23 protein-coding genes and 1 pseudogene are annotated in these 25636 nt (G+C 55.6%); 10 read left to right on the forward strand and 14 right to left on the reverse strand.

Annotation, left to right across the window (positions count from 1 at the left end; genetic code table 11):
* Window positions 1–226: 226 nt before the first annotated feature.
* Together pspG and dusA are read right to left on the reverse strand one after the other, a co-directional pair.
* On the reverse strand, window positions 227–445 hold the full coding sequence (gene pspG, locus OCH02_RS12840) for an envelope stress response protein PspG (protein WP_174354390.1): 219 nt from the start codon (window positions 443–445) through the stop codon (window positions 227–229).
* Window positions 446–604: 159 nt separating this feature from the next.
* Window positions 605–1615, reverse strand: coding sequence for a tRNA dihydrouridine(20/20a) synthase DusA (gene dusA, locus OCH02_RS12845; RefSeq protein ID WP_261431581.1), 1011 nt, complete (start codon window positions 1613–1615; stop codon window positions 605–607).
* A gap of 205 nt (window positions 1616–1820) precedes the next feature.
* On the opposite strand from dusA, the gene OCH02_RS12850 reads away from it, so the two are divergent.
* The 4 genes from OCH02_RS12850 (at window position 1821) to zur (ending at window position 4329) form a co-directional block, all read left to right on the forward strand.
* Entirely contained in the window at window positions 1821–2354 is a 534-nt protein-coding gene (locus OCH02_RS12850) for a tetratricopeptide repeat protein (protein WP_261431582.1), read from the forward strand.
* Between the two features lie 89 nt (window positions 2355–2443).
* Window positions 2444–2890, forward strand: a complete 447-nt coding sequence (locus OCH02_RS12855; RefSeq protein ID WP_410001253.1) for an RNA polymerase sigma factor — start codon at window positions 2444–2446, stop codon at window positions 2888–2890.
* Window positions 2890–3648, forward strand: a complete 759-nt coding sequence (locus tag OCH02_RS12860) for an anti-sigma factor family protein (RefSeq protein WP_261431583.1) — start codon at window positions 2890–2892, stop codon at window positions 3646–3648. Before OCH02_RS12855 ends, OCH02_RS12860 begins: the two co-directional genes overlap by 1 nt.
* 168 nt (window positions 3649–3816) lie before the next feature.
* Window positions 3817–4329, forward strand: a complete 513-nt coding sequence (gene zur, locus OCH02_RS12865) for a zinc uptake transcriptional repressor Zur (protein WP_261431584.1) — start codon at window positions 3817–3819, stop codon at window positions 4327–4329.
* A gap of 108 nt (window positions 4330–4437) precedes the next feature.
* Here zur and OCH02_RS12870 read toward each other — a convergent pair whose 3' ends face one another.
* The 4 genes from OCH02_RS12870 to OCH02_RS12885 form a co-directional block, all read right to left on the reverse strand.
* A complete protein-coding gene (locus OCH02_RS12870; protein ID WP_012147152.1) occupies window positions 4438–4647 on the reverse strand; it encodes a CsbD family protein in 210 nt (69 codons plus the stop codon).
* A 284-nt stretch (window positions 4648–4931) separates the two neighbouring features.
* The gene (dinF, locus tag OCH02_RS12875; RefSeq protein ID WP_261431585.1) at window positions 4932–6296 is read right to left on the reverse strand and encodes an MATE family efflux transporter DinF; all 1365 of its coding nucleotides are present in this window, start codon (window positions 6294–6296) and stop codon (window positions 4932–4934) included.
* A gap of 216 nt (window positions 6297–6512) precedes the next feature.
* Window positions 6513–7121, reverse strand: coding sequence for a transcriptional repressor LexA (lexA, locus tag OCH02_RS12880; protein ID WP_261431586.1), 609 nt, complete (start codon window positions 7119–7121; stop codon window positions 6513–6515).
* A 121-nt stretch (window positions 7122–7242) separates the two neighbouring features.
* Complete coding sequence (locus OCH02_RS12885) at window positions 7243–7611, reverse strand: diacylglycerol kinase (protein WP_261431587.1); 369 nt, start codon at window positions 7609–7611, stop codon at window positions 7243–7245.
* A 149-nt stretch (window positions 7612–7760) separates the two neighbouring features.
* On the opposite strand from OCH02_RS12885, the gene plsB reads away from it, so the two are divergent.
* On the forward strand, window positions 7761–10226 hold the full coding sequence (gene plsB / locus OCH02_RS12890) for a glycerol-3-phosphate 1-O-acyltransferase PlsB (RefSeq protein ID WP_261431588.1): 2466 nt from the start codon (window positions 7761–7763) through the stop codon (window positions 10224–10226).
* Window positions 10227–10283: 57 nt separating this feature from the next.
* On the opposite strand, the gene ubiA is transcribed toward plsB, so the two are convergent.
* Window positions 10284–11177, reverse strand: coding sequence for a 4-hydroxybenzoate octaprenyltransferase (gene ubiA / locus OCH02_RS12895; protein ID WP_261431589.1), 894 nt, complete (start codon window positions 11175–11177; stop codon window positions 10284–10286).
* Window positions 11174–11698 carry a chorismate lyase gene (gene ubiC, locus OCH02_RS12900; protein ID WP_261431590.1) on the reverse strand — a complete coding sequence of 175 codons (525 nt, stop codon included), beginning with the start codon at window positions 11696–11698 and terminating at the stop codon, window positions 11174–11176. The genes ubiA and ubiC overlap by 4 nt, the downstream gene beginning before the upstream one ends.
* Before the next feature lie 635 nt (window positions 11699–12333).
* On the opposite strand from ubiC, the pseudogene OCH02_RS12905 reads away from it, so the two are divergent.
* A pseudogene (locus OCH02_RS12905) lies at window positions 12334–12863 on the forward strand (nucleoside hydrolase); the annotation flags it as partial.
* A 55-nt stretch (window positions 12864–12918) separates the two neighbouring features.
* Here the strand turns inward: OCH02_RS12905 and malM are convergent.
* The 4 genes from malM to OCH02_RS12925 form a co-directional block, all read right to left on the reverse strand.
* Window positions 12919–13827, reverse strand: coding sequence for a maltose operon protein MalM (gene malM / locus OCH02_RS12910; protein WP_261431591.1), 909 nt, complete (start codon window positions 13825–13827; stop codon window positions 12919–12921).
* 95 nt (window positions 13828–13922) lie between these two features.
* The gene (locus OCH02_RS12915; protein WP_261431592.1) at window positions 13923–15227 is read right to left on the reverse strand and encodes a maltoporin; all 1305 of its coding nucleotides are present in this window, start codon (window positions 15225–15227) and stop codon (window positions 13923–13925) included.
* A gap of 29 nt (window positions 15228–15256) precedes the next feature.
* Window positions 15257–16366: a maltose/maltodextrin ABC transporter ATP-binding protein MalK gene (gene malK / locus OCH02_RS12920; protein ID WP_135318259.1), complete on the reverse strand. Its 1110-nt coding sequence runs from the start codon at window positions 16364–16366 to the stop codon at window positions 15257–15259.
* Window positions 16359–17330 (reverse strand): alpha-amylase family glycosyl hydrolase, encoded by a 972-nt coding sequence (locus OCH02_RS12925; protein ID WP_261431593.1) that lies wholly within the window; start codon window positions 17328–17330, stop codon window positions 16359–16361. The genes malK and OCH02_RS12925 overlap by 8 nt, the downstream gene beginning before the upstream one ends.
* 359 nt (window positions 17331–17689) lie before the next feature.
* On the opposite strand from OCH02_RS12925, the gene malE reads away from it, so the two are divergent.
* The 3 genes from malE to malG all read left to right on the forward strand — a co-directional run bounded on the left by malE (window position 17690) and on the right by malG (window position 21552).
* Complete coding sequence (gene malE / locus OCH02_RS12930) at window positions 17690–18883, forward strand: maltose/maltodextrin ABC transporter substrate-binding protein MalE (protein ID WP_261431594.1); 1194 nt, start codon at window positions 17690–17692, stop codon at window positions 18881–18883.
* A gap of 189 nt (window positions 18884–19072) precedes the next feature.
* The gene (gene malF / locus OCH02_RS12935) at window positions 19073–20650 is read left to right on the forward strand and encodes a maltose ABC transporter permease MalF (RefSeq protein WP_261431595.1); all 1578 of its coding nucleotides are present in this window, start codon (window positions 19073–19075) and stop codon (window positions 20648–20650) included.
* A gap of 11 nt (window positions 20651–20661) precedes the next feature.
* Window positions 20662–21552 carry a maltose ABC transporter permease MalG gene (gene malG, locus OCH02_RS12940; RefSeq protein WP_012147168.1) on the forward strand — a complete coding sequence of 297 codons (891 nt, stop codon included), beginning with the start codon at window positions 20662–20664 and terminating at the stop codon, window positions 21550–21552.
* Window positions 21553–21772: 220 nt separating this feature from the next.
* Here the strand turns inward: malG and psiE are convergent, their stop codons facing one another.
* Entirely contained in the window at window positions 21773–22180 is a 408-nt protein-coding gene (gene psiE / locus OCH02_RS12945; RefSeq protein ID WP_012147169.1) for a phosphate-starvation-inducible protein PsiE, read from the reverse strand.
* Window positions 22181–22401: 221 nt separating this feature from the next.
* Between psiE and OCH02_RS12950 the strand changes: the two genes are divergently transcribed.
* Window positions 22402–23835 (forward strand): capsule assembly Wzi family protein, encoded by a 1434-nt coding sequence (locus OCH02_RS12950; RefSeq protein WP_261431596.1) that lies wholly within the window; start codon window positions 22402–22404, stop codon window positions 23833–23835.
* A 62-nt stretch (window positions 23836–23897) separates the two neighbouring features.
* Here the strand turns inward: OCH02_RS12950 and pgi are convergent, their stop codons facing one another.
* Window positions 23898–25544 (reverse strand): glucose-6-phosphate isomerase, encoded by a 1647-nt coding sequence (gene pgi / locus OCH02_RS12955; protein WP_261431597.1) that lies wholly within the window; start codon window positions 25542–25544, stop codon window positions 23898–23900.
* Window positions 25545–25636 lie beyond the last annotated feature (92 nt).

Below are 25636 nucleotides of genomic sequence, written 5' to 3' on the forward strand. Positions count from 1 at the left end.
AAACAGGGGGTTGCTTGAGCAACACTCGTATTGGATCAGTGTCTCTTGCGGTGATGAAATAGGTCGCATCGCTGCATCGACGAATATCCTAACAGCCCGGAAAGGCAAAAAACATGGCTAATGCGGCGCATTAGCATTTAAAGCGCCAAGCTGTGATCGCTGCCGCATTCAGAACAAGTCTGTTGCGTAGATTTCAGCGTGACCGACTGATTATTCAACAAAAAAATCAGTAGCGGCGTATTTGCGGTTTCTGCATCGAACGGTAAATCCAGACACCTACCACAGCCAGAATCAACCACGGCAGCAGCTTAATCACCATCGCAAACAGACCACCGAGTAACATAAACGCCGCCGCCACCAGCAACGCGGCAAACACGCCCAGCAGTGAAATCCCGGTCACCATCAGCATCACAACAAAGCCGACCAGAAAGAAGAGTTCCAACATGATTTTGCTCCTTCGCAAAACAAAGTATCTGCTGAGCTATTACAAGAAGCGTGCCAGACCGGAGTGGAAACTAAGTGACTGAAATTAAAAAAAAGGCACATCACACAACGCGACATGCCTGGTCAAAAATGCTAACTTTTAGTCAGATATTTATGTCGATTACGCCATTTCGGTACGCGGCAAGCGCACCAAGTCCAGTGCCTGCTCAACCACGCGCGCATCAGCCCCTGGCTTATGGGCATTTTCGCTCAGGTGGCGACGCCACTGACGCGCGCCCGGTACGCCCTGGAACAGGCCCAAAATATGGCGGGTGATATGGCCCAAATAGGTGCCGTTCGACAGTTCACGTTCGATGTAAGGGTACAGCGACTCAATAATCGCCACGCTGTCCATCACGTCGGTCTGGCGACCGAACAGTTCACTGTCGACCCGCGCCAGAATGCCTGGGTTCTGATAGGCTTCGCGCCCCATCATTACGCCGTCCAGATGCTGTAGATGCTGCTTCGCCTCTTCCAGCGTTTTCACCCCGCCATTGATGGCCAGAGTCAGTTCTGGGAAATCACGTTTTAACTGATAGACACGCGGATAATCCAGCGGTGGCACTTCACGATTCTCTTTCGGGCTCAGGCCCGACAGCCAGGCTTTGCGCGCATGAATGGTGAACATATCGCATTCACCGCGTCCGGCAACGGTGGCGATAAAATCACACAGAAACTCATAGCTGTCCTGGTCATCAATGCCGATACGGGTTTTCACCGTCACCGGGATCGACACCACGTCACGCATTGCCTTGATGCAGTCGGCAACCAACGTTGCCTGCCCCATCAGACAGGCACCGAACATCCCATTCTGCACCCGATCGGACGGACAACCGACGTTAAGATTAATCTCGTCGTAGCCGCGCTGCTCGGCCAATTTGGCACAGTGCGCCAACGCGGCCGGATCGCTACCGCCCAGCTGCAGCGCCACCGGATGTTCTTCTTCGCTGTAGGCCAGATAGTCGCCCTTGCCGTGGATAATCGCGCCGGTAGTCACCATCTCGGTATACAGCAGTGTTTCCTTGGTCAGCAGGCGGTGGAAGTAACGGCAATGACGATCGGTCCAGTCGAGCATCGGCGCGATGGAGAAACGATTGGCGGCGTATTTTGGAGCGTTGTTGTCTGTCGTCATGCTGGGTTACTGGCTACCTGATTCTGTCTGGTTTCAACGAACGGCATGCTGCCGCAAACGGCTATTATAGCGACAATCGACGGCGTTGGGAAAACCGCTGTACCGCCCGGTTAAAAAAGCCCCCGAAAAAACGAATAAAAAAGCCCTGTCGGGTGTTCACTCGACAGGGGTGCAGCTCTGCGCCCTTCCCAATGAGGAAATAACCATGAACAGTTTCGTTAAACGCCTGCTGCTGCCGGTCATTGCCGGTTCTCTGCTGCTCTCCGGTGCGGCCCTGGCGATGGGCGGTGACGGTAGCGGCCAGACCACCCCCACCTGTCCGAAAGGCCAAATATACGATACCAAAACCAAGACCTGCATGGTGGATAAAGGCAGCATGATCGGCGACAACGATAGAGCGAATTATGCCTATTCGCTGGCAAAAAGCGGCCGCTATCAGGAAGCCCTCGATGTGCTCAATACCCTGAAGGATCCTAACACCGCGGTTGCACTGAACTACCGCGGCTACGCCACCCGCAAGCTCGGCCGCACCGATGAAGGGATCGGCTACTATTTAAAATCAGTAGCGCTTGATCCGAAATACCCAAAAGTCCGTGAATATCTGGGTGAAGCCTATATGGTCAAGGGCCGTCAGGATTTGGCGAAAGAGCAACTGAAGGTGATCCAGTCGCTCTGCGGCACCGGCTGTGAAGAGTACCGCGATCTGGCGGCAGCCATCGATCACCACCCAGAATCATGATCTAGCCTGGCCCGGAGGTAAACATCAGTAGCGACGCGATCCGTAACGAAATCGGCCAGTATCTTTCCCGCCTGTGGCGCTATGGCCTGGTGCTTTCTCACCGGCGGGATGTTGCCGACGATTTGGTTCAAGCCACCTGCGTGCGTGCGCTGGAACGCGCCGCACAGTTTGCCGTGGGCACGCGGATGGACCGCTGGTTGTTTGCGATCCTTCATTCTATCTGGCTTAACGAGACTCGCGCCCAGCATATCCGCCAGGGGCAGGGTTTTGTCGACGTCGACGAACTGACCGGGCAGGAAAACAGCGAAGAGCCGATTTGGGCTAATGAGGTGATGCTGCGGGTTAACCGTCTGCCGGAGGCGCAGCGCAATACGCTGTTTCTGGTCTATGTGGAGGAGCTGTCTTACCGTGAAGCCGCCGAGGTACTTGGCGTGCCCATCGGCACCATCATGAGTCGTCTGGCAGCGGCGCGCCTGAGATTGGCAAACGACAGCGTGCTGCAAACCCGTTCACCCCAGGCAAAAGGAGAACAATAATGAGCTCAACCTACGCTGCGGATGAACTGCTGGTCGCCTATCTGGACAATCAATTGGACCCACGGCAGCGCCAGCTTCTGGAACAGCGTCTGATCGATGAACCCGCGCTGGCAGAACGTTTGTCGTTATTGGCACGCAGCACCCTGCCTTTTAAGCAGGCATTTGCCCCATTGCTTGATGAGGCGCCGGTACAACGTCTGCACTCCGCAGGCCCCCTTACCGCCCCAGTGCCACAGCGCGGTATCAGTCGGCGCAGCCTGATCGCCGCCGCCGTTGGTTTTCTGGCACTCGGCATCGCCGGCGATCGCGCTTATTTACAGCTCAGCCAGCCCGAAGACAACTGGCGCGGTCTGGTCGCCCAATATATGGCACTGTACACGCCGGAAACGCTGGCAGGCTTCGATGATACGACAACACAGATTGCCCATCAGCTACAGCAAACCGGCGATCGGCTGGGCATCGCACTCTCGGTACCGAAGTTAATGTTGAGCGGCGCCGAGCTGAAAAACGCTCGCATGCTGGCTTATGACGATCGGCGTATCGCTCAATTAACCTGGCTGGATGCACAATTCGGTGCGCTGGCGCTGTGTATTGTTCAGCAACCGGGCAAGCCGCAGTCCGCCCAAAGCGAGCGCCGCCAGGGGATGAACGTGGTCTACTGGGCCGATGGCCGTCATGGTTTTATGCTGATAGGCCATAATCCTGCGCCGGAAATGGCCGCGCTGGCAGAGCGCTTGCAGCACTCACTTGCCGGCTAAGGATCCACTGTCTCCGGCGCTCCAAATGTGAACATCGTCACACTCGTGACTGGCAGCAGGCGGTAAACCAGCCGATTAGTGCGCCATATCAGAGGAAACGGGGCCGACTCTCGGCGATTTGACTGAAGCATGGTAAAATCGGCTTTTTTACGTACCGGGAAATTTGCCATGAACTCAAGCACCCAGGAAAAGCTGCTGGCGCAGGCAGAACAACTCTGTCAGCAACGCAATGTGCGTCTGACACCGCAGCGGCTGGAAGTGTTACGCCTGATGGCACAGCAGCCCGGTGCCATCAGCGCTTACGACCTGCTCGATCTGCTGCGCGTCGCCGAACCCCAGGCCAAACCGCCAACGGTGTACCGTGCGCTGGATTTCCTGCTGGAACAAGGCTTCATTCACCGGGTGGAATCGGCTAACAGCTACGTGCTGTGCCATCACTTCGAACAGCCGACGCACACTTCCGCGCTGTTTATCTGCGATCGCTGTGGTCAGGTGACCGAACGCACTACCGACGGGGTCGAAGAGACGCTGCAGAAACTGGCGAAGGAGTCTGGTTTTGTTCTGCGCCATAACGTGGTGGAGGCGCATGGCCTGTGTGCGGGATGCGTTGAGGTAGAAGCCTGTGACAGCAAGCATGACTGCGGTGAACACGATCACAGCATCGCCATCAAGAAGAAATAGATTGGGTTTTCAGGTACTTCCCTGTACCTGCAGGCTTGGCGTCAAGGGGATAAAAACGCCGCGCCTTTAAAAGTAGCTTGTGGCCGCAATCCGCTGCGGCCCAGCGCGCTACCAGCGATACTTGTTGTGGTCTTCCCAGGATTTAACTTCTTTCTCGGCCGCCTCTTTCTGGTAGCCGTAACGTTCCTGAATTTTACCGACAAGCTGTTCACGTTTCCCTTCAATGACCGTCAGATCGTCATCGGTCAGCTTGCCCCACTGTTCCTTCACTTTCCCTTTAAACTGCTTCCAGTTACCGTCGGCTTGATCTTTGTTCATAACCTCTCCGTTACCTGTGATTAGTCAGTTTTAAACACCTGTGGCCGGACTTAACTGAGTAATAATTTCGGTCAATTGACCTGAACAACAGGATTGTCAGTTCCAATTTATTCCGCCGACCACATGATTAACTATAGCTACAGATAGCGAAAAAAAAGAAAAAGTCAGGATAAAAATTCATAAAACAAATAGAAATCAGTAAAAACCCCAGAAGAACAGCAAGTAAGCGGAAACAATTTCGCTCAAGAAAATGTAACTTAATATAAATAAAAACATAAACTAAACTAATGATTTGTTATTCTTGATTGTGTCGCATCCGCCGCAAACCAGGTCCCTCGCACCCTGTGGCAATGCCAAATCCACCCGAGAGCAAGGCCACGTAGGGAAAGAAATACCGCCAGCGCCAGCCACAATCCATGGTTGCCTAATACAGGCAGGGTAAACAGCGTCAGCCCATAACCGGCGGCGGCTACTGCCATGCTGTTACGCATTTCTGTACCGCGGGTGGCACCAATAAACATGCCGTCCAGCAAATAGCACCATACTCCCACCAATGGCAGCACTATCTGCCACGGCAGATAGTGGCTCGCCAGCGCACGCAGTTCCGGTAAAGAGGTCAAGGCAGCAATGATTTGCGGCCCGGCAACGGCATAGAGCAGACCAAAGCCCAACGCCACCAGACAGGCCTGGCGGCAAGCTGCACGCCATACTTTGCGCAGTTGGCTATCGTCACGGGCCCCATAGGCATGCCCCGAATGCGCCTCTACCGCGTAGGCAAAACCGTCCAGCGCATAAGCGGTGAAGGTCAGCAAATTCATCAGTACCGCATTGACCGCAACCACCTCGCCACCAAGCCGGGCACCGAAGATAGTCAGCGAGGCAAAACACAGTTGCAGCAGCAATGAACGCAGCATAATGTCGCGATTCAACGCCAGCAGACGCCGTAGGTTACCGCGCCAGGCTTGGCGCAGCATCGGCACAGAAATACCGCGTATGCGCATCACGCGCCAGGACAGCCATAATCCCAGCAGCAGAGTGGCATATTCAGAAATGGCCGTCGCCGTCGCGGCCCCCTGCACGTTCCAGCCCAGTCCCATCACCAGCCAGATATCCAATACGATATTCAACAGGTTGCCGACAATCAGCAGGATCACCGGTGCGCGCACGTATTGCACGCCTAGCAACCAACCCAGGATCACCATATTGGCCAACGCCGCCGGGGCGCTCAGCCAGCGGATCTCGAGGAATAAACGAGCCTGTTCCAGCACCGCCCTATCGCCACCGACGACTTTTAGTGCCAACTCGATCAGCGGATAGCGCAGCAACACAATCGCCGCCCCGGCCAACACCGCCAGCAGCAACGGCTGCATAAAGGCTCGTGCCAGACCCTGCAGATTTTGTGCCCCCAATGCCTGTGCGGTCAGCCCGGTGGTGCTCATGCGCAAAAACAGCAACAGCATAAACAGGAAGCTGGTCGCCATGGAGCCAACCGCTACGCCGCCCAGATAGGTCGGGCTATCGAGGTGGCCGATGACTGCGGTATCCACCAGCCCAAGCAGCGGCACGGTGATATTGGAGAAAATCATGGGCAGCGCAAGGCGCCACAGGGCTTTATCGGTATCGCTGGTGAAGGCAGAAAGCAGGCGCATAGTGAAATGTTCCCGTGTATACCCGTCATCTTTCAAGTTGCAGCGTTGTTATCTGCACTCGCTCACCCCAGTTACTTACCTGAGTAAGCGCCTGGGGATGAGCGAGTTGGCCGCCTAGCTGCAACTTGAAAGCTATAGGGTATATAGTGAATCAGATATGACATCGCCCCAGAGCTGGGGCGACTTGAATCAGAGGACGATGTTTGGGCGTGAGGATTAAACCCAGTCGCCATTGCGGATCACACCGACCGCCAAACCTTCAATGGTGAAATTCTGCTGACGCAGATCGACCACAATCGGCTGGAATTCACTGTTTTCCGGCAGCAGCTCAACCACGTTACCGTGTTTTTTCAGGCGCTTGACCGTAACTTCATCTTCAATGCGTGCCACAACCACCTGGCCATTACGCACGTCCTGAGTTTTATGTGCCGCCAGCAGATCGCCGTCGAGAATACCGATGTCACGCATCGACATGCCATTGACCCGCAGCAGGAAATCCGCGCTCGGTTTGAACAGGGAAGGATCGACCTTGTAGTGCCCTTCGATATGCTGCTGCGCCAGCAGCGGTTCACCGGCGGCTACACGGCCAATCAGCGGTAAACCCTCTTCATCTTCCATCAGCAGGCGAATGCCGCGCGAAGCCCCGGAGATAATCTCGATAACGCCTTTACGCGCCAGCGCTTTCAGGTGTTCTTCTGCGGCATTTGGCGAACGGAACCCCAGACGCATGGCGATCTCGGCGCGCGTTGGCGGCATGCCAGTGGACGAAATATGATCGCGAATCAGATCATAGACCTCTTGCTGTCTGGTAGTTAGTGCTTTCATTCCGCCCCCTGTTTGTTTATACAGTCTTGCTGTGAGTATATACAGGTAACTGCGGCTTGGGAACCGAAGAGTGAATAAAAATCAGGGATTAGCGACACGTGTCGCAACGAAACTCCGCCACTCAGGCAAAGTGCTGCCACAGCACCGAACCCCAGACAAACAGCGCCAAAATAATCGCCAGCGAGACCGCCGCGGAGCCCATATCCTTAGCCCGGCCGGAAAGCTCGTGATACTCGGTCCCCACCCGGTCGACAATCGCCTCAATCGCGCTGTTGAGTATTTCGACGATCATCACCAACAGCACAGATCCGATCAGTAAAATGCGCGCTATCGCACCTACGTCCAGCCAAATCGCCAGTATGATAGCCAGCACGGTCGCCACCAATTCCTGGCGGAATGCCGCTTCATGCTGCCAGGCAGCGGAAAAGCCTTTATAAGAGTAGCCGGCAGCTTTAATAATACGGGTCAGGCCGGTTGCTTGGTTTGCCATGTTTTTTAGTGCCTTTCGCAGAGATAAGTCATAATTAAACAGTCTAGGCCAGGAAACGTTCCCGGCTCTCGGTTTTCCAACACCACAGATCTGCTACCCGGTTTCTGGTATGCTTGCGGCGCATTGCTAACAAGAGGCTTCACGTTGTTATGTCAGGTTGGCGTAAAATTTATTATAAACTATTGAATTTACCACTTAAACTGTTGGTAAGAAGTAAGGTTATCCCTTCAGATCCGGTCACGGAGTTAGGGTTGGATCCCTCACGGCCGATTTTGTATGTTTTACCTTATAATTCCAAGGCGGATTTGCTGACGCTGCGCACCCAGTGCCTGGCGCAAGATCTGCCCGATCCCCTCGATCCGCTGGAGATAGACGGCACCGTGCTGCCAAGCCACGTGTTTATTCACGACGGCCCGCGCGTATTCCGCTACTACACGCCGAAAGAAGAGTCGGTAAAACTGTTCCACGACTATCTGGATCTGCACCGCAGTAATCCGGATCTCGACATTCAGATGCTGCCGGTTTCGGTGATGTTCGGCCGCTCTCCGGGGCGTGAAGGTCACGGCACCCCGCACCTGCGTCTGCTGAACGGCGTGCAGAAATTCTTCGCCGTGCTGTGGCTCGGCCGTGACAGCTTTGTCCGTTTTTCCAATACCGTTTCGCTGCGCCGCATGGCCACCGAGCACGGTACGGACAAAATCATTGCGCAGAAACTGGCTCGCGTAGCGCGCATGCACTTCTCGCGTCAGCGTCTGGCCGCCGTCGGCCCAAGCCTGCCGGCCCGTCAGGACCTGTTCAACAAGCTGTTGGCGTCCAAGGCGATCGAAAAAGCGGTCGAGGACGAAGCTCGCAGCAAGAAAATCTCCCACGAAAAAGCCCAGCAGAATGCCATTGCGCTGATGGAAGAGATCGCGGCCGACTTCTCTTACGAGACGGTGCGCCTTTCCGATCGCGTGCTGAGCTGGACCTGGAACCGACTGTATCAAGGCATCAACGTCACTAACGCCGAACGCGTGCGTCAGTTGGCGCAGGACGGCCACGAGATTGTTTATGTGCCCTGCCACCGCAGCCACATGGACTACCTGCTGCTGTCCTACGTGCTATATCACCAGGGTCTGGTACCGCCGCACATCGCTGCCGGTATCAATCTCAACTTCTGGCCGGCCGGGCCGATTTTCCGTCGCCTGGGCGCTTTCTTTATTCGCCGTACTTTCAAAGGCAACAAGCTGTACTCGACGGTATTCCGTGAATACCTCGGCGAGCTGTTTACCCGCGGTTACTCGGTGGAATACTTTGTTGAAGGCGGTCGTTCCCGTACCGGACGTTTGCTGGAGCCGAAGACCGGCACCCTGTCGATGACCATTCAGGCGATGCTGCGCGGCGGTAGCCGTCCTATCACACTGGTGCCGATTTACATCGGTTACGAACACGTGATGGAAGTGGGCACCTACGCCAAAGAGTTGCGTGGCGCGACCAAGGAAAAAGAGAGCCTGCTGCAGATGCTGCGCGGCCTGCGCAAGTTGCGCAATCTCGGCCAGGGTTACGTCAACTTTGGTGACCCACTGCCGTTGACCGCTTACCTGAACCAGAATGTGCCACAGTGGCGCGAATCCATTGACCCGATCGAAGCCCAGCGCCCAAGCTGGCTAACGCCAACGGTCAACGATTTGGCGGCCAAGATTATGGTGCGCATCAACAATGCCGCCGCTGCCAACGCCATGAACCTGTGTTCCACGGCGCTGCTGGCCTCACGCCAGCGTTCGCTGACCCGTGAACAGTTGCTTGAGCAGTTGGAGTGCTATCTGCAACTGATGCGTAATGTGCCTTATGCCGGTGACGTTACCGTACCCACCCAGACGCCGGATGAGCTGCTGGACCACGCGCTGAACATGAACAAGTTCGAGGTGGAGAAGGATAACATCGGCGATATCATCATCCTGCCGCGCGAGCAGGCGGTGTTGATGACCTATTACCGTAACAATATCCATCATCTGTTGGTTCTGCCATCGCTGATCGCCACTATCGTGATGCATCACCGCCGGGTATCGCGCGCCGAACTGCTACGGCAGATTGGCCTGATTTACCCGATGCTGAAGGCCGAGTTGTTCCTGCATAACGACAAGGAACAGCTGCCGGAAGTGCTGCGGCCGCTGATCGACGAAATGATCCGTCAGCAACTGATCTGCGACAAGGGTGACAGTCTGGCACTGAATCCAGCCCGCATCCGTCCGCTACAGTTGTTGGCCGCCGGTGTCCGTGAAACACTGCAGCGCTATGCCATCACCATGTCGATTCTCAGTGCCAATCCAAGCATCAACCGTGGGGCATTGGAGAAAGAGAGCCGTATTATGGCCCAGCGTCTGTCGGTGCTGCATGGCATCAACGCGCCGGAGTTCTTCGACAAGGCGGTGTTCTCCACCCTGGTGGCGACGTTGCGTGCAGAAGGCTACATCAATGACATCGGCGATGCGGTCCGTGAGCACACCATGGAGGTCTACAACATGCTGAGCGATTTGATTACCCCGGAAATCAAGCTGACCATAGAGAGCGTCAGTATGCCGGCGGAAACCAACGCGTTGCCGGAAACGGTCGCAGCGGAAGAGAAAGAAGACTAATCCATTGATACAAAACAAAAAGGCACCCTCGGGTGCCTTTTTTATTGCTGTAACGCCCTAACCCTGCCAGTAACTCAGTGCAATACCGATAAACAACACCAGCCCGACATAATTGTTATCCATGAACGCTTTGAAGCAGGCATCACGCTCACGGCTGGCAATCTGTTTTTGCTGATGGATAAACAAGGCACCCGCCAGCAACAGCGACCAGTAAAAGGCCCCGCTCATCTGCGTCAGATAACCGACCCACAGCATCAGCAGCAGCGTGGCGAACTGCAGCAAACCAACAATCAGCTTGTCGTAACGGCCAAACAAAATGGCCGTAGATTTAATGCCAATCTTCAGGTCATCGTCACGGTCAACCATCGCATATAAGGTGTCGTAAGCCACCGTCCAGCAAATATTGGCCAACAGCAACAGCCAGCAGCTCAGTGGTAAGGATTCACTGACGGCGGCATAGGCCATCGGGATACCCCAGCCAAACGCCGCGCCAAGAACAAACTGCGGCAGATGAGTGACCCGTTTCATAAACGGATAGGCCCACGCCAGCGCCAGCGCCGCCAGTGACAGCCAGATGGTCATCGCATTGAGCGTCAGCACCAGTCCGAACGAGACGAGTACCAACACGACAAACAGCACCTTGGCCTCTTTCTCGCTCACCCGGCCACTCGGCATCGGGCGACCGGCAGTACGCTTAACGTGGCCATCTACAGCGCGATCGGCGTAATCATTCACGACACAACCGGCGGCACGCATCAGGAAGACCCCAACCACAAACACCACCAGGATAGACAGCGACGGCACGCCCTTGCCCGCCAGCCACAGTGCCCACAGCGTCGGCCACAGCAACAGCAAGGTGCCAATAGGTTTGTTAATGCGCATCAGATGGCTATAAGCCTGCCATTTGCTTTGATTCACGCTTCCTTCCAAGGTCTTTTCTCTCCTCATCATTCGGGAACCGAACTTCCTGTCGCGTACAGCGGCGAAGCCGGTAAAAACAGTTCAGTCAGCAACAGCGGCTTACCCGCCAGCCGCAGGCGGGAACGGCGCGCCCACAGTAGATCTTGCCGTCCAATATGGATGTAATCGCGAGTCAGTTCATCGCTGCTGAACAGATAACGGCCCAGTGGCAAGGTGCCCAAATCCACCAGTGCCAGATCAGGGCCGGTCAGCGTTTCCAATGGGATCACCGTGCGCCCCAATAGCCAGGGCTGGTTGTCGCCCAACAACACAACTTCACGCAGCCAATAGCGCGGACTGTCCGGCAGGTGTTCTGCCTCTTCCCCCAGTTGGTCGCGGGTAACAAAACATTCGCGCTGCGGTTCGACGTGCACCCGTCCACAGTGGCGTTCAAAGCGGCGCGTCATGGAGCCTGGCTCCATCAACCAGTCGCTGACGGCGACGGGTACCGGAGGATGTTGTGCGGATAGCCACTCCAGCGGCGGTAGGATCGAATCCCTAATGCCTGACATTGTTCTACTCCATGCCTGACGCCGCGCCCTGCGGCTGCGCCAGACCAGACAAACTGTTAACAGGCGCCCATTGTAACGCAGAAATTCAAAAGCGGCAGGCTGATTCGAGGGGTGCCACACAGCAAAACTTCGCGCCTTAAAAGCACCGCCTTGTCATCTTTCTGCCCTCTGTTTTCTTTACCTTCATTCCCCGGCGCGGTGGGGATTATGTGGTCCTCAGCAAAATTTCACCTCTGCAGCATTGTTTTATCTACGCGCGTAGACCCCCTTATTACCGCAGCGTTGAATCGCCATCAGTCCAAAACTTTATCAGCAAACCCTCTTGCCGACATAAGGCTGCGTCCTGCAATAGTTCGTGAGCGCCGCTGGCGGTCATTTGAGCGCGCAGCAAGGCGCGAGTCGTGAGGTTTGGTGGGCCAAATAAGCGGCTCGTAACACAGGTGCGCGTTAAAATGGCCCCAGCCCTTCGGGTCGCGCCCCAAAAGCCCGTACTCTGCGTTATCGGGCTTGAACGTAGGCCCGCTATGCCCTGCCCCCTTCGCCTTGATTACGGGCTTTTGGCACTGCGACGGCGCCACGACCTATTGCGGGGCACTGCCTCTGGAAACCATCTTTACCGCGTTCACGCTACAGGTGTGGCGCAGGCGGTGAAGGAAATCGTCATTATGGGTGGGGTGTTCAACGTCGAAGGCTACATCAAAGACACCAATTTCGGCCTGGATCCGGAAGCGGCCAGGCAGGTGCTGACCAGCGGTGCCAATATCACGCTCGCCCCGCTGGACGTCACCACGCAAACCATGCTGACTCAGGCCGATCTGTTACAGATGACCCAGCCGGATACGCCGCTGTGCCGCTACCTGCGAGCCACCACTCAGCCCTGGATCGACTACTCCCGCCATACCCGCCATCTGCCGGGCTGCTGATCCATGACGCACTGGTGATTGCCTGGCTGCTGGAACCGCAGTTGGTCACCACGGAAGAGTATTTTGTCGATGTGGCGCTGGAAGGCGCCATGACGCGCGGCAGTTCTCGTCGCTGGCGACCGCAAAGTCTGCGCCTGACGGTCGGCATGCCGGAAACCGAAGGTCGGCCGGTGCGGATAATGCAACAGGTGGATAATGCTCGCCTGCTGGCGCTGATCGGTGAAACGCTGGCCTACGAATGAAAAAAGGTGCGCCGAGGCGCACCAATCATCAAGCCAGCATCGGCAGCGTCGGGTACTACCCCTTGCCTTTCACGCTGCCAATAAACGTTTTACGCGCTGTGGTAGAACCCAGTTTTTCAGCCTCATTCATCAGTTTCAGCGCTTTATCGATATCGCCCGCCTTCACCGCCTGTTTGATGCCGTTGTTAAAGTAAGTTTCGGTGTCATTCAACATCGGTTCCGCCGGTTTGGTTGGAGCCGGTGCCGGAGTCGGTGCTGCAGCAACCACCGCGGTTGATCCCACCACCACTGGTGCCGCTGCCGGGGCCGGTTGCAACATGCCAATCATGATATTGCCGCTGCCCTGTTCAGCCGTCACTTTCAGTTTGATGGTGCCACTGGTGCTGTGGCTGGCAATTGGATCCGGAATATCCGGCACCGCGTTGCCCACGCCCTGCGCATAAGCCTTCGCCGGGTTAGTCAATTGGGTGGTTTTCGCCAGATCCTGACGGGTGGTGTACACCAGCAAATAAATCTGCTTTTGACCAAGCGCCGGTGTCAGTTTCAGCGTGCCCTCAAGACGATCGGATGACATCGCACCCGGTGGCTGATAAGGGAAATAGCTGCTCGGGTAATAGGCTGCCGGACGCAGATGCTCATCCAGCACCAATACGCTCGGTGCATAAATTGAGTTGTTCTTGCTGATGCTGCTCAATGTGACTTCCAGCGAGCCACGATCGGCCGGCAGCGTATAGGCGGCGATAGCGCCCTGAATGTCACCCTGATTAATTTGCGGGCTGACATTATCCAGTTTTACGTCCTGGCTGACCGGCGGCACCAGCGGTTGCCATGGCAGGCTTTGCAGCGTGCTGGCGCTAATAGCCGGAGCGATGGAAACATTAGCCGGTGTATCGGCATTGGCCACCAGTGGCGCGCCCACGGTAAGCGCCAGTGACAGGCAGAGTGACAGCAGATTCTTTTTCATTGTTATACCCCATGGTATCCGACGCGGCTCAGGCAAGAGAGACGGTGTCGGCGAATACAGGTTGGGGAGAGCACCTGGCTCTCCCCGTTATCTCATTACCACCAGATTTCCATCTGGGCGCCGAAGGTGACTTCATCGTCATTGCCACGGCTGAAGGTATGCATGCTGGTGTCGTTATAGGCGGTGCCTGCTTTCAGACCTGGATTGCCCTCTGCATCGCTGGCAGTAGCGTAGCCCCATTTCTCATCCCACTTGGCGTAGGTCGCAAATACGCGGATAGCCGGACGTGACCAGATGCTGTTGCCCGCCTGCCACTGTTGCGCCAGGGTGACCTTGTACTGGCCGTTGCGATCGCCAGTCCGCTGGGATTTCACGTTGTCGTAACCGGCTTCCAGCAGGGTGCTCATAATAGGCGTCCATTTGTACATTGGGCGCACGCCCACGGTGTACCAGGTGCTGCCGTTGTTGTTGTCGCGATCGATGTCCTGGAACATGGCAACGTACATCATCGCCCATTGATCGTTGAAGTCGATGGCACCGTGATCCAGCACGCGGATCATCTTGCCGTTGTTGTCGATGGTTGAACCCTGGCTACGGCCGTTGTTCTGTGAGGTCATCGAATCGGTGGCGTATTGCAGCACGAACTTGTTGTAGCCGGTCAGGATGCTCTGGGTATGTTCCGCCGTCACCAACCAGCCGTCTTTGCTGGCACCGTCAGCCAGGTGGTAGCCGTCCTGCGCGTTAGCCCGACCGTAGTCCAGCCCCAGCTCCAGGGTACCGCCCGGGTTCAATTCCAGACCGGCCAGACGCACGTCGAAGGTGTCGTTGACGGTTGGGCGTTGGTCCAGCTCATTATCCAGATAACCGTACGAACCACCGGATTCGGAGTTACGAGTCACGGCAGCGGACAGCTTGCCGAAGCCCAGATCGATGTTTTCCAGACCGGCACCCGGACCGGAGATATCCCAGTAGTAGAAGTCAATCATGTGAACATCATGACGCTGATAGAAGCGTTTACCGGCCCACATATTGGCTCCCGGCAACCATTCGATCAGGTTTTTACCCTGCACGTTCACTTCACGGAAGCCTGGCGTCACGTCTTCCCAGTCGGAACGTTGTGAAACCGAGTAAGCCAGGTTGGTATCGAAGTAGAAGCTTTTGTCGCCCTCTTTCCACACTTCCTGACCCAGCTTCAGTTCGGCGTAGGTTTCACATTCGTTACCGAGACGGTATTTGCTGTCGGCGCCGGTGGCCTTGAAGCACTGTTGCTCACCACCACTGCCGGTCCAGCCGATGCCGGAACGGGCATAGCCTTTAAAATCAAGGGCCATGGCCTGAGTGGTGAGAACACCAGCGGCGATTGCCAGTGCCAGAGGAAGTTTGCGCAGAGTAGTCATCATTATTCTCCTGTTATACAGACTGTGATGCTTTAAACACCCGGCTCCTGGTGCAGCCGTTTACATGCCGTACCGTCTTCACGGAACAAATGGCAGCGGTGAGGCGGCAGGCCGATGGCGAATGTTGCACCTTCTTCTACCAGCACCACGTCGTTCTGGCGGTAAACCAGGTTTTGACGAATTGCCGGGATTTGGATGTGGATTTGCGTCTCGTTGCCGAGTTGCTCCACCACCTGTACGTCACCGGTCAGCCGAACTTCAGAGGCATCACCAGGCAACAGATGCTCCGGGCGAATGCCCAGTGACATATTCGAGCCGGCCTGCACCTGCGTACCTTCCACCGGCAACCACACCAGTTGATTGTTAGGCAGTTCGACCTGGACCTGTTGAGGCTCTACGGCGGTCACTTTGACCGGCAGGAAGTTCATTTTCGGCGATCCGATAAAGCCGGCGACAAAGCGGTTGGCTGGATAGTGGTACAGTTCCAACGGCTTGCCGATCTGGGCGACGCGCCCGGCATCCAGCACCACGATCTTGTCGGCCAGCGTCATCGCTTCAACCTGATCGTGGGTGACGTAAATCATGGTGCGCTGCAGGCGCTTGTGCAGACGGGAGATCTCAATGCGCATCTGTACCCGTAGCGCGGCGTCGAGGTTGGACAGCGGCTCATCGAGCAGAAACACGTCCGGCTCTGCCACCAGCGTACGGCCGATCGCCACCCGCTGACGCTGCCCGCCGGACAGCGCTTTCGGCCGCCGGTCGAGCAGGTGGGCCAGCTGCAGCACTTCCGATACCTGATTGACCCGCTGGTTGATTTCCGCTTTTTTAGCCCCTGCCAGCTTCAGGCCGAACGACATGTTGTCGGCCACAGACAGGTGCGGATACAACGCGTAAGACTGGAATACCATGCCGATGCCGCGCTCGGACGGCGGCACCTCATTCATACGTTTATCGCCGATCATCAGCTCACCGGAGGTGATGTCCTCCAGCCCGGCGATCATACGCAGCAGCGTCGATTTGCCGCAGCCCGATGGCCCGACAAACACCACAAACTCACCGTCATTGATCGTCAGATTGACGTCTTTGGAAATCACCGTTTCGCCGAAAGCCTTATAAACGCTGCGCAATGTGACGCTAGCCATGCGTTACTCCCCTGCTTTCGCAGTTAACATTTCGTGTAAAAATGGCGGACGCAAAACCCGCCAAAACCCATTGATGACCCTCTTGCTGTGCACCGTGCTGCCAAGCCAGTGGCAAGGTCGCCTCAGACGGTGCGGCCGCCTGAGTATAAGGCTGCAGGTTAATCAGCGCTTCAAGGCATTGATCCTGATGGGTAATAAGTAATCTAACGACACCATTACTCTGGCTGACCGCGCTCAGTTCCCCCTGCTGGATCACCGCTAAACGGCGCAGCGCCAGCAAGGACTGGCAGTAACGCAAGGTGGATTGGTTGTCATGCTGTTGGCGACTGATGGCCAGCGCACGGTGTTCAATCGCCACCTGCTGATACCAATGGATCTCACCGGCGGTCACTTGCTCGGGTGCTTCATGCCATGGCATCGGCGTTTGCGCGCCGAACGGATCCTGCAGCCCGGCGGCGTGCGGCAGGCCCAGCTCTTCCCCCTGATACAGGCAAATGGGGGCGGGCAGCATCGCCAGCAGCGTCAAAAAAGCATCGGCGGAGCGCAAGTTACCCTGCCCCCAATGGCTGACTACCCGAGGCTGGTCGGCATCACCGGTGCTCCACAGGCTTTCTGCCAACGTGGTGCGGCGAGCATTCAACACCTCAACCAGCCTCTCCACGCTAAAGGGCACGACTTCCAACGCCAGTGGGCTGCGCAAATATTGTTGCGGTGCAGCGGCGCGACGAATGTGGTTTGGCCCGTCGCAGTACCACAGGGCCAAACCCTGGGCAGCGACAGCCGCCGCCTCTTGGGTCGCTAACGCCTGCGGCAATACCAGGCCGTCAATCGACAGCGTGCTCAGGTAGGGCAACGCCGCAATCATGCCGTGGGTGTCGCCCACCCCATCCCCGTTTCCATCACGGAAACTGACCGGATGGATCCGGTACAGGGTCGGCTGAGTGGCGGTAGGCATTGGCGACATAAATCCGGTTCCCTGCGGCTCGTGGCAATGAAAATCAATGTGGCCGATAGTGCGGTAAACCCCATAAAGGGTAATCATCCGTAACAGGATTTTTCATGGGGGAGGAGATGGGAGGATGAGAGAACGACCGCGGCGGTGAGAAGTTCAACGCTTAAGACAAATCTGTGATCTGCCTGGCAAAAATCGTCCCCCTATTTTGTGTCTGACGCCACAGAATAGAGAGCAATGTTAACTGGATCACACTACGCAGGCGTGGGGCGTAGAGAGGGGGAGGATGAGAATGTGTCGCTTTGTGACCCACTATTACCGCGAAACCTCTCTCCTTGATTTACGTGCCCATAAAAAAGAAGGATTGGATTATGACTCGCAGCTTTACCACCGCCCGCACACTGGTGCTTTCGGCTCTGACCACCCTGGTGCTTTCTTCTTCCGCCTTCGCCAAGATCGAGGAAGGGAAACTGGTTATCTGGATCAACGGCGATAAAGGCTATAACGGCCTGGCCGAGGTCGGCAAAAAATTTGAGAAAGACACCGGTATCAAAGTCACCATCGAGCACCCGGACAAACTGGAAGAGAAATACCCGCAGGTTGCCGCCACCGGCGACGGCCCGGATATTATCTTCTGGGCCCATGACCGCTTTGGCGGCTACGCGCAGTCGGGCCTGCTGGCCGAGATCCATCCTTCCAAAGCCTTCCAGGACAAACTGTTCCCCTTCACCTGGGACGCAGTGCGCTACGACGGCAAGCTGATTGGCTACCCGATCGCGGTGGAAGCGCTGTCGCTGATTTATAACAAAGACCTGATCAAACAGGCGCCAAAAACCTGGGAAGAAATCCCGGCGCTGGACAAAGAGCTGCGCGCCAATGGCAAGAGCGCCATCATGTGGAACCTGCAAGAACCCTACTTCACCTGGCCGATTATCGCTGCCGACGGGGGTTATGCCTTCAAGTATGAGAACGGCAAGTACAACATCAAGGACGTGGGCGTCGCCAATGCCGGCTCGCAGGCAGGCCTGCAGTTCATCGTCGATCTGGTGAAAAACAAACACATCAATGCCGATACCGATTATTCGATTGCCGAAGCCGCGTTCAACAAAGGCCAGACCGCTATGACCATCAATGGCCCATGGGCCTGGTCAAACATCGAACAAAGCAAAATCAACTACGGCGTGACCCTGCTGCCGACCTTTAAAGGTAAGCCTTCCAAACCTTTCGTCGGCGTACTGACCGCCGGCATCAACGCCGCCAGTCCGAACAAAGAACTGGCGACCGAATTCCTGGAAAACTACCTGCTGACCAACGAAGGGCTGGCGGACGTCAACAAGGACAAACCGCTGGGCGCAGTGGCACTGAAGTCTTATCAGGAACAACTGGCGAAAGATCCGAAGATTGCCGCCACCATGGAGAACTCACAGAACGGCGAAATCATGCCTAACATCCCGCAGATGAGCGCTTTCTGGTACGCCGAACGCAGTGCGGTGATCAACGCCGTCAGCGGCCGCCAGACGGTGAAAGCCGCGCTGGATGACGTACAGACCCGTATCACCAAGTAACACACTATGTTGTGCGGGGTTTAACCTCCCCAAAATAATTGGAGCGACACCGCGGCGGCAAGTACGTACATCTCCGGGAGCATAGATAACTATGTGACCGGGGTGAGCGAACGCAGCTAACAGAGGTGTCGCTTCAAGTAAGGAAGGGGGAAAAGCACCCCGCTGTGGATTTACAGAAAGGAACGCCCTATGCAATTAGCTCACGCCGGTTCACCTGCGCGCAAAAAGTCGAAGTGGTGGCAGAGTGACATACTGAAATGGCTGGTTATCGGCCTGTTCAGCCTGGTTACCTGCTATCTGATTGTGTTGATGTATGCACAGGGTGAATACCTGTTTGCCATTCTGACGCTGATCTTGGTCAGCGCAGGACTTTACGTCTTCGCCAACCGTCGTGCCTACGCCTGGCGCTACGTTTACCCTGGCATCGCCGGCATGGGGCTATTTGTCCTGTTTCCGCTGATTTGCACCATCGCCATCGCCTTTACCAACTACAGCAGCACCAATCAGCTCACCTTTGAGCGCGCCCAGTCGGTGCTGATGCAGCGTCAGTTCCAGACCGGCAAGACCTTTACCTTCGGCCTGTATCCGGCGGAAAACCAACGCTGGCTTCTGCAGCTAACCCACCCGGACAGCGGCCAGCAACTGATTTCCCAACCTTTCAGCTTTGATGCCAACGCACCACAAACGCTGAAGCTGGTCGAAGAAAGCGCCGAACCGGCAGGCGAACGCGCTACGCTGCGAGTGATCACTCAAAACCGTCAGGCACTGAGCCAATTGGTGGCGCAATTACCCGATGGCGGCGAGTTGCGCATGAGTTCCCTGCGCCAGTTTTCCGGCACCAGCCCGCTTTACGCACTGGATAAGGCCAGCAATGCGCTGACCGACCAACAAACCCATATTCAATACCGACCCAACCCGGAGATTGGCTTCTATCAGGCGGTGAACGCCGACGGCAACTGGGCCAAAGAAACGCTAAGCCCGGGCTACACCGTCACCATTGGCGGGAAAAACTTCCTGCGTGTGTTGCAGGACGAAGGTATCAAGAAGCCCTTCGTGTCGATCTTCATCTGGACCATCGTGTTCTCGGTGATGACCGTGATCCTCACCGTAGCGGTCGGCATGGTGCTGGCCTGCGTGGTGCAGTGGGAAGCGCTGAAAGGCAAGGCTGTCTATCGCGTGATGCTGATATTGCCCTACGCGGTGCCGTCGTTTATTTCGATTCTGATTTTCAAGGGGTTGTTCAACCAAAGCTTCGGTGAAATCAACATGATGCTCAGCCATCTGTTCGGTATCAAACCGGCCTGGTTCAGCGACCCTGTCACCGCCAAAAGCATGATTTTGATCGTCAATACCTGGCTGGGTTATCCCTACATGATGATCCTGTGCATGGGGCTGCTGAAAGCCATCCCGGACGACCTGTACGAGGCTTCGGCGATGGACGGCGCTACCCCGATGCAGAACTTTTTCCGCATCACTCTGCCGCTGCTGATTAAACCGCTGACGCCACTGATGATCGCCAGTTTTGCCTTCAACTTTAATAACTTCGTGCTGATCCAACTGTTGACCAACGGCGGGCCGGACATGATCGGCACCACCACGCCGGCCGGTTATACCGACCTGTTGGTCAGCTACACCTACCGCATCGCCTTCGAGGGCGGCGGCGGACAGGACTTCGGGCTGGCGGCGGCAATTGCCACGCTGATCTTCCTGCTGGTAGGCGCTCTGGCGATCCTGAATCTGAAAGCCAGCAAGATGAACTTCGACTAGGGAGAAAAATAATGGCTATGGTCCAACCCAAATCCCAGCGTCTGCGTCTGTGGATAACCCATGCTCTGATGCTGTGCTTTATCGCCCTGATCATGTTCCCGCTGCTGATGGTAGTCACTATCTCGCTGCGGTCTGGCAACTTCGCCACCGGCAGCCTGATACCGGAACAAATTTCCTGGGATCACTGGCGGTTGGCGCTCGGCATGAGCGTGACACACGCCGATGGCAGCGTCACCCCGCCGCCGTTCCCGGTCCTGCTGTGGTTGTGGAACTCAATCAAGATCGCGGTGATCACCGCCATTGGCATCGTCACGCTGTCTACCACCTGCGCCTATGCTTTTGCCCGCATGCGTTTTCGCGGTAAAAGCACGCTGCTGAAAAGCATGCTGATTTTCCAGATGTTCCCGGCGGTATTGTCACTGGTGGCGCTGTATGCCCTGTTCGATCGCCTGGGCCAATACATTCCGTTTATCGGCCTGAACACCCACGGCGGGGTAATTTTCGCCTATATGGGCGGCATCGCGCTGCACGTCTGGACCATCAAGGGTTATTTCGAAACCATCGATAACTCTCTGGAGGAGGCGGCGGCACTGGACGGGGCCAGCCCGTGGCAGGCTTTCCGTTTGGTACTGTTGCCGCTGTCGGTACCGATTCTGGCGGTAGTGTTTATTCTGTCGTTCATCGCTGCCATCACCGAAGTGCCGGTGGCCTCACTGCTGTTGCGCGACGTCAACAGCTATACGCTGGCGGTTGGGATGCAGCAATATTTGAACCCGCAGAACTATTTGTGGGGTGACTTTGCCGCTGCGGCGGTGCTGTCAGCAATTCCGATTACCGCCGTCTTTCTGCTGGCACAGCGCTGGCTGGTCGGTGGCCTGACGGCCGGCGGGGTGAAAGGTTAGTTTTGTGCCACTGCTATACGCTTGAAGTACTTCGTTCTATTTCTTTACCCTATGAATTTCAAGTTACAGCTAGGCGACCAGCTCGCCCATCCTCAGGCGCTTACTTTAGTAAGTAACTGGGGTGGGCGAGTGCAGTTAACAACGCTTGTAGCTTGAAAGGCGACGGGTAATCTATACCTGTGTCTTCGGCGGCCCCTACAGGCCGCCATTTTTATGTCATTTACTCTCGTTTTAAACGGTCGGTATTAGCCAGATAAAGCGTCACCACCAGCAACAATATCGCGGCAGAATAAATTAACGTATCTATTGGGTTTTCATGATCCACTATGATCAAACGAATAATCGCGGTAATGCCGATATAAATAAAGTAACGCAGTGGGAAGTGATAACCCGATTCAAAATACTTCACAATCAAAGCGATAAACTCAAAGTAGAGAAAGTAAATCACTATCCCTTCAATCAGCAAATAGGACGTCGATTCCTCGTTGTTGACAAATAAGACTTTCGCCAAATGAATGGTTTCTTTCACCAAAAAGACGATCAGGATCGCTGCCAGCAGCAACAGTCCCACGTTCAATACCCGTTGCAACCCTTTGGCGATCATCACCGAGCGGGAGGTTTTTGCCATAAATATTCCCCATCAATACCACTGTAGTTATTCGCGCATCCTAACATAGGCATTATCTTAAAATTCATTACCCTGAGGAAACCACTTTAAACTCAATTTAATTCAATTAGTTACACTAGGATATTTCTGAGTTATATATTTGTAGCAAATTGAAATGTCCACTATGATGGGTCATAGATCTTTACATAAAACAAACAACTCGAATTAACAAGGGAATATTTATGCGCGCTAAACTTAACGGACTGGTCGCCGCTGGCCTGTTTACCTGTGCATTGAGTGGCCATGCCAGCGGATTGGTAACCCCTGATAATGACCTGCGTAATGACCTCGCCTGGCTGTCCGACCGTGGCGTCATCAACGTCAGCCTGTCCACCTGGCCACTGAGTCAGGAAGAAATCAGCTCCGTAATTTCACAGGCCAAACCGGTAACCAATACCGAGAAAAACGTTCTCGACCGCGTTCAACGCCGCGTCGGTGACTTAAAGGCCAATATTCGCGTCAGCGGTTATGCAGCCACCGACAAACCGGGCACGCCGCAGGGCTTCGGCCAGAACCAATATGCGGACCAAAGCCTGACTATCGGTGCCGGTGCCAACGGCGAGTTCTGGGACGTGCGCGTTCAGGGGTCGGTCGAAGGCGATCAACGCGTCAGCGACGGCTCCAAATTCAACCTGAACGGCTCCTATGGTGCAGTAAAAGTCTGGAACCAGTGGCTGTCCTTCGGTGAGGTATCCCAATGGTGGGGACCGGGCTATGACGGCAGCCTGATCCGTTCCGACGCCGCACGCCCGGTTGCCGGTTTTATGCTGCAGCGTGCCGACCAATCGCCGTTTGAAACCCCTTGGCTGTCGTGGATTGGCCGCTGGCAGTACCAGCTGACCGCCGGTCAATTGTCGCAATACACTGCCGTGCCCAATACCAAATTGTTCGGTGGTCGTTTTACCATGATGCCGACCAACTTCCTCGAGCTGGGCGCTTCACGCGTCATGATGTGGGGGGGAGATGGCCGTCCGCAGTCCTGGAGTTCGTTCTGGAACGGTGTGACCGGCAACGACAACACTGGTGATGTGAAAAACGATCCGGGCAACCAGCTTGGCGGGTTTGACTTCAAGCTGAAAATGCAGCCGCTGATTGGCCTGCCAGTCAGCTTCTACGGCCAAATCACCGGTGAAGATGAAGCCGGCATGTTGCCGTCGCACAATGCCTATCTTTTAGGTCTGGAAGGCCACCCGGAATGGGGCTCAACCACTATCAACTGGCATATCGAAGGCTCTGATACCCGGTCAAACGGCAATACTGATAACGTAATGTATAACCATTATGTCTATAAAGGCGGTTATTATCAGCAGGGGTATCCGCTGGGCCACGCAATGGGCGGTGACGGCCAAATGCTGTCCGGCCGTGTAGAACTGGTGCTGGATGACGGCCAACGCTGGAGCACCCGTTTGGTCTATGCCAAAGTGAATCCAAAAAATCAAACCATCAACCAGGCATTCCCGAAATCCGACACGCTGAAAGGCATTCAACTGGGCTGGGGTTACACCCTTCCTGCCCAGGTCAAGTTCGATACCAGCCTGTGGTACACCGATAACAACGCCAGCACCGCCGATGACGTGGGCGCAGGCATCAGTTTCGAAGTGCCAGTCAATCTGTAGTCATTCAGATGTAAAAAAACCCGCCAAGGCGGGTTTTTTATTGGCATCAAATCACGTCGTGCTTAACGCCATTCTTTAAAGCGGTTGATCAGCGCATTGGTTGAGCTGTCATGGCTGCTGACCGCTTCGTCACCCGTCAGTTCCGGCAAAATGCGGTTAGCCAGCTGTTTGCCCAGCTCCACGCCCCATTGGTCGAAGGTGAAGATGTTCAGGATCGCGCCCTGGGTGAAGATCTTGTGTTCATACAGGGCAATCAGGCTGCCCAGGCTGAACGGGGTGATCTCACGCAGCAGGATGGAATTGGTCGGACGGTTGCCTTCAAACACCTTGAACGGCGCCACGTGCTTGACCTCTTCCGGCGTTTTGCCCTGTGCGGCAAACTCGGCCTCTACCACTTCCAGCGATTTACCGAACGCCAGCGCTTCGGTCTGCGCAAAGAAGTTCGACAGCAGTTTGGCGTGATGGTCGCTCAGCGGGTTGTGGCTGATGGCCGGTGCGATAAAGTCGCAAGGCACCAGTTTGGTCCCCTGATGGATCAACTGGTAAAACGCGTGTTGGCCGTTGGTACCTGGCTCGCCCCAGATGATCGGGCCGGTCTGGTAATCCACCGGGTTACCATTGCGATCGACATACTTGCCGTTGGATTCCATGTTGCCCTGCTGGAAGTAAGCAGCAAAACGATGCATGTACTGGTCGTAAGGCAGGATGGCTTCGGTTTCTGCACCGAAGAAATTGTTGTACCAGATGCCGATCAGCGCCAGCAGCACCGGCAGGTTTTTCTCTGCCGGGGTTTGTGCGAAGTGTTGGTCCATCGCATGCGCACCGCTCAGCAGCTGTTCAAAGTTATCAAAGCCCAGTGACAGGGCAATCGACAGACCAATCGCCGACCACAGTGAATAGCGACCGCCGACCCAGTCCCAGAATTCGAACATGTTGGCGGTATCGATACCGAATTCACCCACCGCCTTGCCGTTGGTCGACAGCGCCGCGAAATGCTTCGCTACGTGTTTTTGATCGCCGGCAGTGCTCAGGAACCAGTCGCGCGCGCTGTGGGCGTTAGTCATGGTTTCCTGGGTAGTGAAGGTTTTGGACGCCACCAGGAACAGGGTGGTTTCCGGGTTCAGTGGCTGCAGCGTTTCGGCGATATGGGTGCCGTCAACGTTGGAGACAAAATGCATATTCAGGTGGTTTTTGTAAGGGCGCAGCGCCTCGGTCGCCATATAAGGGCCGAGATCCGAACCGCCGATACCGATGTTCACCACGTCGGTAATGGCTTTGCCGGTGTAACCTTTCCAGTCACCGCCAATCACGCGGTCGCAGAACTGTTTCATTTTGGCCAGCACCGCGTTCACTTCCGGCATCACGTCTTTGCCGTCCACGATAATCGGGGTATTGCTGCGGTTGCGCAGGGCAACGTGCAGCACCGCACGGTCTTCGGTACGGTTGATTTTCTCACCGGCAAACATGGATTTGATCGCGCTTTGCAAATCGGTTTCTTTTGCCAGTGCCTGCAGCTTCTCCAGGGTCTCCGCGCTAATGCGGTTTTTAGAGTAGTCCACCAGCATCTGATCGTTGAAGGTGGCAGAAAACTTGGAGAAACGCTCTTTGTCCTGAGCAAACAGATCGCCGATCTGTACATCTTTCATCTGTTCGAAATGTTGCTGCAGGGCTTGCCAAGCAGCGGTTTGACTAGGATTGATATTTTTCATAGCAACACTCTTAGGCTTGAGAATAAAGATGACGTGGTTGTCCGATTGTAGCCTGTTCGACTGTGATTATGATCTCTTTTCTTGCGATAGGC

This window comes from Serratia quinivorans (genome assembly GCF_946227985.1).
In the GTDB taxonomy this organism is placed as follows: Bacteria; Pseudomonadota; Gammaproteobacteria; order Enterobacterales; family Enterobacteriaceae; genus Serratia; species Serratia quinivorans_A.